Below are 14,005 nucleotides of genomic sequence, written 5' to 3'. Positions count from 1 at the left end.
ATTTTTTTAAATTCCAATTCTAAAGCCAGTTCTAAAATAAAGCCCCGCTTCATCATTTAATGTAAATATATCATTCCTTTCCTGATCACGTAATACCCCGTTCTGAAATAAGGAATGACCTCCTATAAGGTAAACGGACATATCTTTCGTTATCTTATATTGATATCCTAGGGTCAATAATAATGCCGTAGATGATACATCTGTTGACAAATTATTTCCTGGAAGCAAAATATTGTTCTGAATGTTTACATAATACCCGTCCAAAAAAAGCTCGGTCTGAAAAAAGTGTCCCTTTTTAGTAAAATACTTCATCCCGGATTTTGGTGCTCCCAATACATAGGACCAATTTTTATGAAATCGTTTTTCAAAATATAAAAAGGGTAAGGGCACATCTATTGGCGAAGTTCCATTATAGGAAAGGCCCATTACCAGTATATAAGGCTTCTCTACATCCTTGATGTTTTTATACGCCCCGGCCGTTACGTTGACATTAAAATCCTCTTGTTGTAATTCTTCCACAAAATTAGAGGACCATCTTGGTGTAACCACACCCACCAAACGCCAATTTTCACTAAGCTTATACATATAGGCCAAATTGACATCCACAACATGAAATTTATTGATATCATCCGCATTAGGGAATAAATTGTCCGGAACTTCAAAATTGTACCGATTATATTCCGCCCCCAGAACGACATAATCTTTCTTGCCACGAACTGCCAAAGGTACGTTCAGCACCAGTTTAATACGTGAAGTTTCTACATTGGCACTATTGTCCGGCATCAACATATACTCTATTCTAAAAACATCTGGTGTTTGGCCAAACGTATAGAACGTAAAAAACATGATAATGGAAAAAAATAATCTTGCCAAGAGCTTGTTACAAGCATTTATACTGCTACTCATTCCGTAAAGTACCTTGTTGATAAATATGAACATCCCTTTGGGGAAAAGGTATCGTTACCTTATGCTTTCTAAATTCGGCATCAATTTTATATCTTAATTCACTTTTAATCCGCGGTACCGAAAAACTATCGGTGATATAAAAATTAAGAACAAAGATCAATGCAGAATCACCAAAATCTTCAAAAATCACAAAAGGCTTGGGACTCTTTAACACATTTCGATGTGATTTTATGACCTCTAGCAATAACCGTGTTACCAGCTCTACATCACTTCCGTATGCTACACCTATTTGTATAGATTCTCTGGTAGTTTTATGATTTTGGGTATAGTTGTAGACAATATCACTTATAAACTTATGGTTAGGAATAATAATGACCTTGTCATCCCTGGTTACTGCCCTTGTAGTCCTTAATTTTATTTCAAAAACCTTACCTACCTTATTATCTATTTCTATAATATCCCCCACTCTGAGCGATTTATCAACGATAATGAAAATTCCTCCGATAATATCCTGAAAAATTTCCTGTAAAGCCAAACCTAGACCTACGAACAATGCAGCGGATGCAGTAATTAATATAGTAATATTAATACCTGCGGCGCTCATGGTGAATAAGATGACCACAACATATACCAAGTACTTAATGAACTTAAAAATACTGATGAACTTAAGTTTGTCATCTGTTTCCATATTCCTGGTAAAAAATCTTCTTATACCCTGTAATACGGTACTAGTAAGTAAAAAGGCAATGGTTAACAAAAGTAGAAGTCCCACCGTAATATGTATGGATTTTTCCCCTTCGCCAAATTGATAACCAAGTTCAAGAAATTTCTTTATGGTACCCCAGACATCATCTTCAATGATATCCTTTATTTTTTCGGTACCTTCTTGTATCATTAAGAATATTTGAGCCATTTGAACAAATCTTTATAACTAGGCTTTTTGCCGTACATAAGGATACCAACCCTATATATTTTAGCTGCGACCCACACTATACCAATAAATGTAGCTATTAATATTAAGATAGAACTAATCAATTGCCAAACAGGCACGCCGCCTTCACCAATACCCCATGGCAAACGCATGAGCATTACAATTGGGGAGGTCAACGGAAAAAGGGAAAAGGCTACCGCAATTGGACCGTTAGGATTGCTAAATACGGAAAAGAAACCTACGTAAATAGCCAGCATTAACGGCAAAATTACCGGGAATATAAATTGTTGGGTATCCGTTTCATTATCTACTGCTGCCCCTATAGCCGCATAAATAGAACTGTATATTAAATATCCCAGTACAAAATAGATGATAAAGAAAATCAACATGGCCAAGATAGGAATCTCAAAAATTTCCTGGGCATATAGTTGAATATTTTGGGTAACGCTATCTACATCCATACCTGTACCATTGCCCATGGTCTGTGGCATACCCCCTTTTGTCAAGGCAGAAGGATCAATGTCAAAAATAGCCAAGCCAATGAACAACAAAATTACACCGGAAACGATCCAAATACCAAATTGGGTAATACCCGCCAACGAGGTTCCAATAATTTTACCCATCATTAGATGAAAAGGCTTTACGGATGATATAATGACTTCAATAATACGGCTGGTCTTTTCTTCTATGACACTACGCATTACAAATCCTCCATAGATAATGATGAACATCATTATTAAATAACCGAATGCGCCACCTATTACCGCTTTAATCTCATTGATTCCCTTAATATTCTGCAGCCCATCAAACGTCTCTATGTTAAGGTTATAGCTACGATCCATTTCTGCATATTCTTTTGGGGAGAGACCCAGTTCTCTTAAACGCTCCTGTCGTAATCTACTGGTGATCACATTTTCCAATTTTTCTAGTATCGATGCGTTTGGCGCATCCTTGCTATAAAAAAATGCACGTTGCGCCACACGCTCCAAATTGGGTTCTTCCGGTAAATATACCAATCCATAATATCCCAAGCTTAGCGTAGAATCTTTTGCCTGAGCCAAAGAAATATCCCTAAAATTAACATAGGAAGTAGCTTCAGTGGCTACAAATTCATTAGCAAAATACCCACTTTCGTTCAAGACCGCAATTATTCTTTTCTCATTGTCGTTCAACTGGGTTAGATAGGTAATCAACAAAATCATGCCCACCATTAAAATTGGACTTAAAAATGTCATGATTACGAAAGACTTGTTCCTAACCTTTGCCAAATACTCTCTTTTAATTATCAGCGGCAATTTATTCATGGGATAAATTTCTTTTTTGGATGGTCTGAATAAATATATCATTAGCCGATGGAATGGTTTCTACAAAACCATTTACATTGGCCTTTTGACCTAAATAATTTAAAATTTCCCTAGAATCATTAGAGGGTAATTGAACGGAAATATTCAATTGGCTCTCTTTACTGTCATATTCATGGGTCAAGACTTTGTATTTTTGTTGTAGGTCCTCTAACAAACCATTGGCACCCGTGCTCTCCAATCCTATCTTAAAAATATTGTTCTTATAGGCTTTTTTGATTTCTGACAATTTACCATCCAGAATTTTTTCTGATTTATGAATCAATGCTATATACTCGCACAACTCTTCCACAGATTCCATACGGTGTGTAGAAAATATTATGGAGGTCCCATTTTCCTTTAATGCCAAAATTTGTTCTTTGATTATATTGGCATTGATAGGGTCAAATCCGCTAAATGGTTCATCAAATATTAATAATTTAGGTTCATGGAGAACAGTTACAACAAATTGTATTTTTTGGGCCATACCTTTGGATAGCTCCTGTATCTTTTTATTCCACCAATCACCAATTTCCAATTTTTCAAACCAGAATTTCAATCGTTTTTTTGCTTCAGCCTTGGACAAACCTTTTAACTGTGCAAGATATAGGGCTTGCTCCCCAACTTTCATACTCTTATATAGACCTCTTTCCTCTGGCAAATATCCTATTTGTGCAATATGTTCCGGTTTTAAAGGTTCCCCATCAAAAAAAACCGACCCTTGATCAGGATAGGTTATTTGATTAATGATACGTATTAGGGTAGTCTTACCGGCACCATTAGGGCCAAGCAATCCATAAATACTGTTTTTTGGAATATCTAGGGAAACGTCTTTTAAAGCTAAATGGTCACCATAGCGTTTTGTGACATTAGTAGCTACCAAAATGTTGTTCATGTAAGCAATTTGTTCAAAGATATTGAATTGTTTTGACTAGCTATATCCTTTATGAATCCTTTATAGTCAAATATTTTATGCTAAATAATTGATAAACAGCAACCTTATAAAAAGCAAAACCCACCCTCAATAAATCAAGGATGGGAAAAAAATTGCTATGAAAAAGAAAATTAATATTGGTTGCCCAATATTATCTCAAATATACGTTTTTTATTTAAAAACAATCTAAAATACCTAAGAGAACATATCTTTAACTTTTTCAAAAAAAGATTTGTCAGATTTCTCCGGTCTAGGCTCAAAATTATCGTTGCCGTTCATTTTTTCAAAAAACTCACGTTGTTCCTTATTCAATTCTTTTGGCGTCCATACATTTACGTGTACTAACAAATCTCCAGAACCATAACCGTTCAGGCTAGTAATACCCTTACCTCGTAATCTCAAGATTTTTCCGGACTGTATACCAGGTTCTAACTTAATGCGTACTTTACCGCCAACGGCATCTATTTCCTTTGAAGTTCCCAGTACTGCCTCTGAAATACTCACATAAAGATCATAATGAAGATTGTCTCCTTCACGCTTTAAGGTACTATGCTCCTGGGTCTCAATAGCCACCAATAAATCTCCAGGCACACCATTGCCCGGTGCATCATTACCTTTATTGGGTACTTTAAGCTGCATACCATCCTCAACACCGGCAGGTATGTTTATGGAAACTGTCTCTTCCGTAACCTTAAGTCCTTGGGCATCCGCATCATTTGGTTTACTGTCCAAAATTTGACCACTACCGCCACATGCACTACAAACCGCTGCGGTCTGCATTCTCCCCAAGATGGTATTCTGTATTTTGGTCACTTGTCCCCTACCACCACATGTACTACATGTTTTATAGGTTACACCTTCTGCCTGAACCTTTCTTCTAACCTTTACCTTTTTCTCTACACCATTGGCAACTTCTTCCAAACTAAGGGTTACCCTAATGCGCAGATTACTACCCTTGGTCCTGCGTTGACCACCACCGCCGCCAAAACCGCTAAAGCCACCGCCACCAAAGCCACCGAAGATATCACCAAACTGACTGAAGATATCATCCATATTCATACCTCCGCCGCCAAAACCGCCGCCACCTTCAAAGGCGCGATGTCCAAATTGATCATAACGTGCTTTTTTGTCCGGATCGCTCAAAACCTCATAAGCCTCGGCAGACTTTTTGAACATTTCCTCTGCCTCACTATCACCTGGGTTTTTATCCGGGTGGTATTGCAGCGCTTTTTTACGGTATGCTTTTTTTATTTCAGCGGCAGAAGCACTCTTACTAATGCCCAATACCTCATAATAATCTTCCTTCATGCCAATTTTTTAATTTCCTACTACAACTTTTGGATGTCTAATAATACGGTCACCCAATGAAAAACCTTTTTCGATGACATCAATGATCTTACCTTTCATTTTTTCGTCCGGTGCAGGTATCTGTGTAATTGCCTCATGTATTTCAGCATCAAAAACATCACCCGTATTTACCTCAAGCATTTGTAATCCTTTGGATTTTAATGTTTCCCTAAGTTTTACATTGATCAGCTCAATACCTTTGAACATCTCTTCATCATTAGATTTTGCCAATTCTTTCATTGCCCTGTCAAAATCGTCCAATACAGGTAATAACGACACAATTACTTCTTGACCGGCAGTTTTGAACAAATCCATTCGCTCTTTTGAAGTACGTTTTTTGTAGTTTTCAAATTCCGCGAACAACCTTAAAAATTTATCCTTTTCTTTAGCCAAATCTTCCCTTAGTACCTCTTCTTCTGTAAGCTCCTCAACATTTTCCACATCTCCAAGTGTTGCTTCTTGCTCATTTATATCATCTTCTTGAATCTCATTTTCCAAGAATTCATCATCTAAAGTGTTTTCTTTATCACTCATATTTTTCCTAATATTTAAATAGCCGTTTAAAAGCAGGCAAAAGTACTGCCAATTCTTTAAAAATGTCAAAATGTCACAAAAGTTTAAAAAAAAATCCGCCAAAAAGCGGATTCATACTATAGAAATTAATCACATTAGGTAATCAGGACACAAACTCTTTTGTCATATTAGTTTTTGAATCGACACATTCCGAATCGTTTTTAAAGATATCCGCAAGTGCATGACAGATATTGGCATATTGAAAAACATAGCCTTCTTCTTCTATTTTCTTACTACTAATACGCTGACTGGCAAAAAGCAAATAGGCCATCTCTCCCAACACCGTATACATTATAAATTTAGGTATATTGGGCAACACCAAAGGTCTTTCCAAATTTTTGGCGATTTCCTTTACCAGCTTTGTATTGGTGACAGGGTTTGGTGCCACACCGTTAAAAACGCCCTCTAATTCATATTGTGCAACATGTACAAAAATTCTGGCCAAATCAGCGATATGTATCCATGACTGCCATTGCTCTCCACTTCCAAAGGCGGCACCTACAAAATACTTGACAGGTTTTGCCATTTGCGGCAATGCACCTCCTTTATTGGACATAACCAAACCAATCCTTACCTTGGCAACAGTAAGTCCCAATTGTTTGAATTCATCAGCCTTTTCTTCCCAAACCTCTACTACACGGCCCAGAAAACTATCATCTACTTTTTGTTCATCCTCACTATAGTAATTACTTAATGAATTTGGATACACCCCTATTGCGGAGGCCGATACAAGCGAAGTAACCTTGTGGTCAAAAGTATTTTTCAGCGTCTTTTTTAACAGCTCCAATGAATTTACGCGACTGTCCAAAATAATCTTTTTGTATTTGGAGGTCCATCGTTTAGAAATGCTTGCACCTGCCAAATTAATGATAACGGATACGCCCTGTAAGCAATCTTTGTCTATTTCATCCTTTTCAGGGTTCCAATAAAAACCTTGGTAGTTAGATTTAGAAATGATTTTATTCCTATTCGTAGTAAGGTAATTTACATCATATCCTTTTTCATGGCATTGAGACACCAACTCGCTACCGACCAAACCCGTTGCACCTGTTATCAATACTTTCATATCATAAAGGTATTCCTTTTGATGCTTCTTTATATGCTATTTAATTTGGATTTAACATTGTTGTTCAATGCACTGGCCTTTTCAAATGATTGAAAATAAAGTAGATTGGTTATTCTTAAAATTTATGGTTTTTTAGCCCTCAACATTTCTCTTTTACCTGGTGGACCAGGTAGTCTTTCAACTAAAAAACCAACTTCTAACATAGCTCTTCTTACGCTACCCTTTGCTGCATAAGTAACCAGATAGCCCCCTTGCTTAATAGCCTTGAACATTATTTCAAAAATATCAACGGTCCATAATTCAGGTTGAACACGAGCGCCAAAAGCATCAAAATACACAAGGTCATATTGCGCAATGTCCTTTATATCCTTAAAATCCTTTTGCTGCTTTTTAAGATTGAATTTTGGGGAAATGGGTATAATATCTTCCCACCGGGAAGCATGCATCTCATTAAACATTTTGGTAAAGGATAGTGCGTTCAGTTCCTTTAGATAATTCAATTGTCCCACCTCTTCCTTTGAGACCGGATAAGCCTCAACACCGGTATAGTCAATACTAAGGTTTTGGTGTTCTGCCTCCATGAGGGTAATCAAGGCATTTAAACCTGTGCCAAAACCTATTTCCAAAATATTAAGATCACAATTTTTAAAGAGGTGCAATCCGAAGTGGATAAAAACATGATAGGCTTCTTGAATAGCTCCGTGTTTAGAATGGTACTGTTCGTTCCATTCTTTTATCTGTATGGTTTTTGAACCATCTGCCGTAGTAATAATTTCCCTTTTCAAATCAATTGGGAATAACTACTCCAGAAGCTTCAAAACTATATGTTCTTTTAGGAGCTACGATTGCTGCAATTTCAGCTTCACCCTTACCTGCATCTTTTGCATAATGTCTTTGATCATCAACGCTCATTTCCTCAACGAAGGCTAAACCGTTCATCACTACGGACTTATCTACAATATCATTCGGCATAAAAAAACCATAATCCTTAAAGCGAACCATAGCCTGCTCTCCCTGCGGAAGCTCAATGATCATCCAACAACCCTTTACCTTACAGACCTCATTGACTTTAGATTTAATGGTTATGTTCAACGTATCCGCAACAGCCATACCTTTATATAATGACATCATCTCCTCAGAAGATTTAATGTCCTTAAGTTCAAAGGAATCCCCTAGAAATGTAACATTTTCATTGTTACCAGACAAACGGAGCTGCTTTTGTTGCTGGGCTTGACAAGAAAATATCCCAAATAATATTACAAGTAAAATGTTAAATCCTTTCATAAATCTTAAAAATGATAAATTCCCTGCAAATCTGGTCAATTTTAATCTAAAAAAGAAGGACCAATAGCGATATTTGTTTAATTTTATTCAACTAAAGTTACGTATTTTATGAGCATTGAAACTAAAAACATCATTGTAGAAAAGGTAAAAAATTCAAAAATTGACCAAGTTGATTTTGATAATCTGGCTTTTGGTTCCGTATTCACGGACCACATGCTGGTCTGTACCTACAAAAATGGTGTCTGGGAAACTCCTGCCATTGTTCCATATCAACCAATTACTTTAGACCCATCCTCTAAAATCTTTCATTATGGACAATCCATATTTGAGGGTATGAAAGCTTATAAGGACGATAACGGGGATGTATTTTTGTTCAGGCCACTGGATAATTTTAAACGCCTGAACATTTCCGCAGAAAGAATGTGTATTCCTGCAATTCCGCAAGAATATTTTATGGAGGGTTTAATTACTTTATTAAATTTGGACAAGGCCTTTATACCCACACAAGAAGGTAGCTCATTATATATAAGGCCATTTATGTTCGCTTCCGGAAACGGATTTCATGCCTCACCGGCCAGTGAATATAAGTTTATAATTGCCTGTGCACCTTCCGGCTCCTATTTTTCAGGGAAGGTAAAGGTATTAATTGAGGAAAAATATTCCAGGTCCGCCAATGGTGGTGTTGGCTATGCAAAAGCAGGAGGTAATTATGCCGGACAGTTTTATCCTACCCAACTTGCCATAGACAAAGGTTACAATCAAGTAATTTGGACAGATGACACCAATCACGAATTTATTGAAGAAGCTGGTGCAATGAATATTTTCATTAGAATAAATGACACACTAATGACCGCCCCTACAAGTGATCGAATTCTAGATGGAATTACACGTAAGAGTATTTTGGAAATAGCCAAGGATCAAGGTATTAAAACAGAGGTTAGGAAAATATCCGTAAAGGAAGTTGTAGAAGCAGCAAAAGATGGCTCCTTAAAAGAAATGTTCGGTGCAGGTACGGCTGCGGTTATTTCTCCAATATCCGGTTTTGGCTACAGAGATACGGATTACGAATTACCAGAACTACAACAAAGTTATGGTGCTCGATTAAAGAAAATAATAACCGACATACAATATAATAAAAGTGAAGACAAATTTGGATGGCGCTATAAAGTAGAAAATTAAAAAAGGGGCCAAATGGCCCCTTTTTATTTTTTAAGTATTGTAGCAATATCCGGACTAAAATAATCAGGCCCTTTTAAAACCTTACCATCTTCCCTATAAATAGGATTGCCGTCCTCACCCAATTTACTCATATTACTTCGTTGTATTTCATTGAAAACTTCTTCAATTTTATATTGCATACCGTGTTCCAAGATGGTACCGCATAGTATATACAACATATCACCAAGTGCATCTGCAACTTCAACAAGATCATTGCTCTGGGCGGCTTCCAGATACTCTTTATTCTCCTCATCCATTAAATTGTAGCGTAACATGTTTTTAGCATCTCCTAAATTTGCACGCATTTTCTCAGAAACACCCAAGCCGAACGAGTTATGGAATTCTTTGACCGCTTTAAGTTTATTTTTCATTTATATTCAGTGGTTTTCTATTAGCTTTGTGTAAAAATAGGGAATATGTTCAGCACGGGACAAATTGTTTTTGCAATCGCTTTCGCAGTAGTTTTTGCCATTATTATCATCTTATCATATAAAAAAGACCGCAAACATCATCAAAAAAATTTCAAGGGCGTAAAATGGATTGGGATTTTCTTTGCACTATTCATAATATCACTGCTTTGTACTAAATATTTACTTAACGATTAGTTAATATTTTACTTACACCACAAAAATTAGCCTTCTTACAACAGAAAAACGCTTTTTACACCGTTAGTATAACAAATAATGTAATTTTGCGTTATTCATACATAAGGGCAATTAATTATGATGACATTTCTTACAATCTTTCTAATTTTAATAGGTATTAATTTGGCAATGGTAGTAGTTAGTCTATTGAGTGTTTCTCAAAAATCCAAGACATCTACCAAAAAATTATCCAACGAACCTGTTTCTGTAATCTATCCTTTAGATTTATTGACCACTAGCTATAAGAAAGCAGTATAGTTTTTTACCTTTATGAGGTATGAAACAATTCTTGTTAGTTTTTTTAGGGGGAGGATTTGGTAGTATTATACGCTACTATATTTCTAAAACACTAAACCCTTATTACTCCAATTTTTATTTAGGTACTTTTTTGGTCAATATTATTGGCTGTCTTCTAATTGGCCTATTGATCGGCCTTTCCTTAAAACAGAATTATCTTACCCAAAACCAAACTTTATTATTAGCTACAGGATTTTGCGGTGGATTTACAACTTTTTCCACGTTTGCCCTTGAAGGCAATTTATTATTCAAGGAATCTTCTTTTTTATATGCCTCACTTTACATGGGGTTAAGTGTAGCAATTGGCATTTTGGCCATTTCTTTAGGAATTTACATTAGCAAGATGTTATAAAAATAACATTAGAACCAACTATTTTTATTTTTTTGAATTTTTTTTAGCAAAATCGTGTTTTAATGCACAATCGTCAGGTTATTTGCTAAAATTCTGACAAATAATTTAAAAAAGTCCCTTTTAAGAATAACTTCAAAACCACTATCCGTAAAATAAATCACTTCAAATAGACATACCCTAAAAATATAGGGGTATAAATTGCGATACTGATAAAAATCACTAAACACCCCCATAAAAAATTAGGGTATACTTCAATTTAACATATATTTGGCAATATTAAAAACTTAGTCAAATGAAAAAAATCGAGGCAATTATCAGAAAATCAAAATTTGACGATGTCAAGGAGGCATTACATCAAATAGAGGTTAACTTCTTCAGTTACTGGGACGTAACAGGGGTCGGAAATGAAAAGCAAGGTCATGTATACCGTGGTATTTCGTATAGTACTACAGATATACAGCGTAGGTACTTATCTATTGTAGTATCGGATGACTTTTTAGAAAAAACGGTGAATTCCATTTTAGAATCTGCTTACTCCGGTAATGTAGGTGATGGTAAAATATTTGTATCCGAAGTACTAGAAGCTTACCGAATTAGAACTAAGGAAAAAGGATTGGCAGGAATCAACTAAAACGAAAACACTAACTAAAAATAAAAAAAGATGGACGCAGGATTATTTACAGCAAACAACGTATGGATGATGTTGGCTACCGCATTGGTATTCTTCATGCACACCGGGTTTGCCTTCTTAGAAATTGGATTGACCAGACAAAAGAACACAATTAATATTTTGTTTAAGAACATTTTCATCATAACGGGTGGTTTGCTTCTTTACTACGCATTTGGATTTAACTTAATGTACCCCGGTTTTGAAGATGGGGACATGGGAATTTTAAAGTTCAGCATGGACAGCTTTGGAATTTCTGCACCAGAAGGAGGCATGACTCCAGATTATGCAGATGGTGGTTACACGTGGTGGACAGATTTCCTTTTTCAAGGAATGTTCGCAGCTACGGCGGCAACAATTGTTTCCGGTGCTGTTGCCGAACGAATTAAAATAGGTTCTTTCATGATTTTCACGGTAATCTATGTAGGTCTAGTATATCCTATAGTAGGTGCTTGGAAATGGGGTGGCGGATTCTTGGATTCTTGGGGATTCTATGATTTTGCCGGATCTACATTGGTACACTCTGTTGGTGGTTGGGCCGCATTGGTAGCCATATTCCTATTAGGTTCCAGAATTGGAAAATTTGGTAAGGATGGCAAGCCTAATGCAATCCCTGGACATAATATTCCATTGGCCACTGCCGGTGTATTAATATTATGGTTAGGATGGTTTGGATTTAACGGTGGTTCCGTATTGTCCGCAGACCCAGAATTAACTTCATTGGTTCTGGTTACTACAAGTTTGGCTGCAGCTGCAGGTGGATTTGGCGCAATGATCACTTCTACCATATTATATAAGAATTTAGATTTGACCATGTTCTTGAACGGTATCCTTGGTGGTTTGGTAGGTATTACTGCCGGAGCAGATCTAATGTCTCCTAACGAAGCTGTGATTATTGGTCTTTTAGCCGGTATAATCATTGTACTTGGTGTAGCATTGGTAGATAAACTTAAATTGGATGACCCTGTAGGTGCCGTTGCCGTACACTTAATCTGTGGTATATGGGGTACATTGGCCGTTGGTATTTTTGGCAGTATGGCCAGTGGTGCACAGTTCATGACCCAATTATATGGAGTATTGATCGTAGGTGGTTTCTGCATAGTTACTTCCGGAATAATACTAGGTGTCCTAAAAGCGACAATAGGTTTAAGGGTTGCTAAAGAAGAAGAAGTTGAAGGGCTTGATATTCATGAGCACGGTATGGATGCTTATGCAGACTTTAGAATGAACCAACACTAAAAAAATACGGAGCGTTTTGCAGAACGCTCCGTTACATAACCTTTTCAATAAAAAAATTTCTCAAAATTAATTCATCCTCAATAGAGGATTAAATCAAAAACTTATGAAAACGATTATCAATACAAAATACGTAAAAAATATTTTTGCAACAGGTCTTATGCTTTTTGCAGCTGCAGGAGTAGTTGCCCAGGAAGATGAAGAATCAACTCCAAGTTTTACATTAAGTGGATCTATTGATGCCTACTACAGAGCAAATTTAAATGGTGACAACTCTGCACCGGGTGGTGTGCCAAATGCAGCACCAGGATCTTCATTCGCTAATTTACCAGGATTTGCATTAGGTATGGCCAACGTTGTTGCCGGTTACGAAGGAGATAAAGTAGGTTTTGTAGCTGATTTGGTTTTTGGTCCTAGAGGAACGGATGCTATTTTTGCTTCACCTATCTATTCAGCCACCGGTAATATAGTTAATCAATTATATGCGTACTGGAATGTTAGCGACGATGTAACATTAACTTTTGGTAATTTTAATACCTTTTTAGGATATGAGGTAATTTCACCAACTGCAAATTTTAACTATAGTACTTCTTATTTGTTCTCTTACGGACCATTTTCACATACTGGTTTAAAAGCTGATTTTGCATTGTCAGATGATTTTAGCTTAATGTTGGCAGTTATGAACCGTACGGATGTTACGGAATTAAATTTAGATGGTAAATATGCGTATGGTGCTCAACTTGGATATAGTGGGCAATATTTAAACTTTTTAGCTGACAATGGTGCTTTTGAAATTGATTATACAGGGGGATTTGACTTATCTGATGATTTCTTTTTAGGTTTGAACGCTGCATATTTTGACGGTGGCGATGATGCTGCAGGATTTGCAGGTGTTGCCTTATACCCACAATTAGCTACTTCTGAAGACTTTACTATTGGCCTTAGAGGCGAATACTTTACTGAGCTTGATGGCGAATTTGGAGCAATAGGAACTGGTGTTGAAGAATCAAGCGTATTTGCAGTTACATTAACCGGCAGTTATTCAGTTGATAATTTAACTATTAAACCAGAATTAAGATTAGATTCTGCTTCTGATGATTCATTTTACTTTGCTGACAGTGATTTAAGCCCACAAAAAAGCTTATCATCTTTTGTACTAGCAGCTATCTACTCGTTCTAAAAGCAAGATTAAGTAATTGATTGATTTTAT

16 protein-coding genes are annotated in these 14,005 nt (G+C 36.4%); 6 read left to right on the top strand and 10 right to left on the bottom strand.

Annotation, left to right across the window (positions count from 1 at the left end):
- Positions 1-6 precede the first annotated feature (6 nt).
- From Q2T41_RS15095 to Q2T41_RS15055, 9 genes are all read right to left on the bottom strand, one after another.
- Entirely contained in the window at positions 7-939 is a 933-nt protein-coding gene (locus Q2T41_RS15095; protein ID WP_304436753.1) for a DUF6268 family outer membrane beta-barrel protein, read from the bottom strand.
- On the bottom strand, positions 899-1,819 hold the full coding sequence (locus Q2T41_RS15090; RefSeq protein ID WP_304436752.1) for a mechanosensitive ion channel family protein: 921 nt from the start codon (positions 1,817-1,819) through the stop codon (positions 899-901). The genes Q2T41_RS15095 and Q2T41_RS15090 overlap by 41 nt, the downstream gene beginning before the upstream one ends.
- A complete protein-coding gene (locus tag Q2T41_RS15085; RefSeq protein ID WP_304436751.1) occupies positions 1,801-3,141 on the bottom strand; it encodes an ABC transporter permease in 1,341 nt (446 codons plus the stop codon). Before Q2T41_RS15085 ends, Q2T41_RS15090 begins: the two co-directional genes overlap by 19 nt.
- Positions 3,134-4,072, bottom strand: a complete 939-nt coding sequence (locus tag Q2T41_RS15080) for an ABC transporter ATP-binding protein (protein WP_144805122.1) — start codon at positions 4,070-4,072, stop codon at positions 3,134-3,136. The genes Q2T41_RS15085 and Q2T41_RS15080 overlap by 8 nt, the downstream gene beginning before the upstream one ends.
- Before the next feature lie 234 nt (positions 4,073-4,306).
- The gene (gene dnaJ / locus Q2T41_RS15075) at positions 4,307-5,419 is read right to left on the bottom strand and encodes a molecular chaperone DnaJ (protein WP_089259683.1); all 1,113 of its coding nucleotides are present in this window, start codon (positions 5,417-5,419) and stop codon (positions 4,307-4,309) included.
- A 9-nt stretch (positions 5,420-5,428) separates the two neighbouring features.
- Entirely contained in the window at positions 5,429-5,992 is a 564-nt protein-coding gene (locus Q2T41_RS15070) for a nucleotide exchange factor GrpE (RefSeq protein ID WP_304436750.1), read from the bottom strand.
- Between the two features lie 142 nt (positions 5,993-6,134).
- Entirely contained in the window at positions 6,135-7,097 is a 963-nt protein-coding gene (locus Q2T41_RS15065) for a TIGR01777 family oxidoreductase (RefSeq protein ID WP_304436749.1), read from the bottom strand.
- 122 nt (positions 7,098-7,219) lie between these two features.
- Positions 7,220-7,882, bottom strand: coding sequence for a tRNA (5-methylaminomethyl-2-thiouridine)(34)-methyltransferase MnmC2 (mnmC2, locus tag Q2T41_RS15060; RefSeq protein WP_304436748.1), 663 nt, complete (start codon positions 7,880-7,882; stop codon positions 7,220-7,222).
- 1 nt (position 7,883) lies between these two features.
- On the bottom strand, positions 7,884-8,381 hold the full coding sequence (locus tag Q2T41_RS15055; protein WP_304436747.1) for a DUF4920 domain-containing protein: 498 nt from the start codon (positions 8,379-8,381) through the stop codon (positions 7,884-7,886).
- A gap of 108 nt (positions 8,382-8,489) precedes the next feature.
- On the opposite strand from Q2T41_RS15055, the gene Q2T41_RS15050 reads away from it, so the two are divergent.
- Positions 8,490-9,560, top strand: a complete 1,071-nt coding sequence (locus Q2T41_RS15050; RefSeq protein WP_304436746.1) for a branched-chain amino acid aminotransferase — start codon at positions 8,490-8,492, stop codon at positions 9,558-9,560.
- A gap of 23 nt (positions 9,561-9,583) precedes the next feature.
- On the opposite strand, the gene Q2T41_RS15045 is transcribed toward Q2T41_RS15050, so the two are convergent.
- Complete coding sequence (locus Q2T41_RS15045; RefSeq protein WP_304436745.1) at positions 9,584-9,970, bottom strand: nucleoside triphosphate pyrophosphohydrolase family protein; 387 nt, start codon at positions 9,968-9,970, stop codon at positions 9,584-9,586.
- 351 nt (positions 9,971-10,321) lie between these two features.
- Here Q2T41_RS15045 and Q2T41_RS15035 point away from each other — a divergent pair, with 351 nt between their 5' ends.
- From Q2T41_RS15035 to Q2T41_RS15015, 5 genes are all read left to right on the top strand, one after another.
- Positions 10,322-10,501: a hypothetical protein gene (locus tag Q2T41_RS15035; protein ID WP_089259675.1), complete on the top strand. Its 180-nt coding sequence runs from the start codon at positions 10,322-10,324 to the stop codon at positions 10,499-10,501.
- Between the two features lie 19 nt (positions 10,502-10,520).
- The gene (crcB, locus tag Q2T41_RS15030; protein WP_304436744.1) at positions 10,521-10,892 is read left to right on the top strand and encodes a fluoride efflux transporter CrcB; all 372 of its coding nucleotides are present in this window, start codon (positions 10,521-10,523) and stop codon (positions 10,890-10,892) included.
- 292 nt (positions 10,893-11,184) lie between these two features.
- Positions 11,185-11,523, top strand: coding sequence for a P-II family nitrogen regulator (locus Q2T41_RS15025; RefSeq protein WP_089259673.1), 339 nt, complete (start codon positions 11,185-11,187; stop codon positions 11,521-11,523).
- A 30-nt stretch (positions 11,524-11,553) separates the two neighbouring features.
- The gene (locus tag Q2T41_RS15020; RefSeq protein ID WP_304436743.1) at positions 11,554-12,798 is read left to right on the top strand and encodes an ammonium transporter; all 1,245 of its coding nucleotides are present in this window, start codon (positions 11,554-11,556) and stop codon (positions 12,796-12,798) included.
- Positions 12,799-12,901: 103 nt separating this feature from the next.
- Entirely contained in the window at positions 12,902-13,975 is a 1,074-nt protein-coding gene (locus Q2T41_RS15015) for an outer membrane beta-barrel protein (RefSeq protein ID WP_304436742.1), read from the top strand.
- The last annotated feature ends 30 nt before the right edge of the window (positions 13,976-14,005 follow it).

It is taken from the genome of Maribacter confluentis (assembly GCF_030505015.1).
Taxonomy (GTDB): Bacteria; Bacteroidota; Bacteroidia; order Flavobacteriales; family Flavobacteriaceae; genus Maribacter; species Maribacter sedimenticola.
Note: the sequence above shows the minus strand (reverse complement) of the source record. Positions and strands in the feature narration are given on the sequence as shown.

Coding starts and splice junctions, on each gene's coding strand:
- Q2T41_RS15095 (WP_304436753.1), bottom strand. CDS start 939: ATGTTCATATTTATCAACAAGGTACTTTACGGAATGAGTAGCAGTATA.
- Q2T41_RS15090 (WP_304436752.1), bottom strand. CDS start 1,819: ATGGCTCAAATATTCTTAATGATACAAGAAGGTACCGAAAAAATAAAG.
- Q2T41_RS15085 (WP_304436751.1), bottom strand. CDS start 3,141: ATGAATAAATTGCCGCTGATAATTAAAAGAGAGTATTTGGCAAAGGTT.
- Q2T41_RS15080 (WP_144805122.1), bottom strand. CDS start 4,072: ATGAACAACATTTTGGTAGCTACTAATGTCACAAAACGCTATGGTGAC.
- dnaJ (WP_089259683.1), bottom strand. CDS start 5,419: ATGAAGGAAGATTATTATGAGGTATTGGGCATTAGTAAGAGTGCTTCT.
- Q2T41_RS15070 (WP_304436750.1), bottom strand. CDS start 5,992: ATGAGTGATAAAGAAAACACTTTAGATGATGAATTCTTGGAAAATGAG.
- Q2T41_RS15065 (WP_304436749.1), bottom strand. CDS start 7,097: ATGAAAGTATTGATAACAGGTGCAACGGGTTTGGTCGGTAGCGAGTTG.
- Q2T41_RS15055 (WP_304436747.1), bottom strand. CDS start 8,381: ATGAAAGGATTTAACATTTTACTTGTAATATTATTTGGGATATTTTCT.
- Q2T41_RS15050 (WP_304436746.1), top strand. CDS start 8,490: ATGAGCATTGAAACTAAAAACATCATTGTAGAAAAGGTAAAAAATTCA.
- Q2T41_RS15045 (WP_304436745.1), bottom strand. CDS start 9,970: ATGAAAAATAAACTTAAAGCGGTCAAAGAATTCCATAACTCGTTCGGC.
- Q2T41_RS15035 (WP_089259675.1), top strand. CDS start 10,322: ATGATGACATTTCTTACAATCTTTCTAATTTTAATAGGTATTAATTTG.
- crcB (WP_304436744.1), top strand. CDS start 10,521: ATGAAACAATTCTTGTTAGTTTTTTTAGGGGGAGGATTTGGTAGTATT.
- Q2T41_RS15025 (WP_089259673.1), top strand. CDS start 11,185: ATGAAAAAAATCGAGGCAATTATCAGAAAATCAAAATTTGACGATGTC.
- Q2T41_RS15020 (WP_304436743.1), top strand. CDS start 11,554: ATGGACGCAGGATTATTTACAGCAAACAACGTATGGATGATGTTGGCT.
- Q2T41_RS15015 (WP_304436742.1), top strand. CDS start 12,902: ATGAAAACGATTATCAATACAAAATACGTAAAAAATATTTTTGCAACA.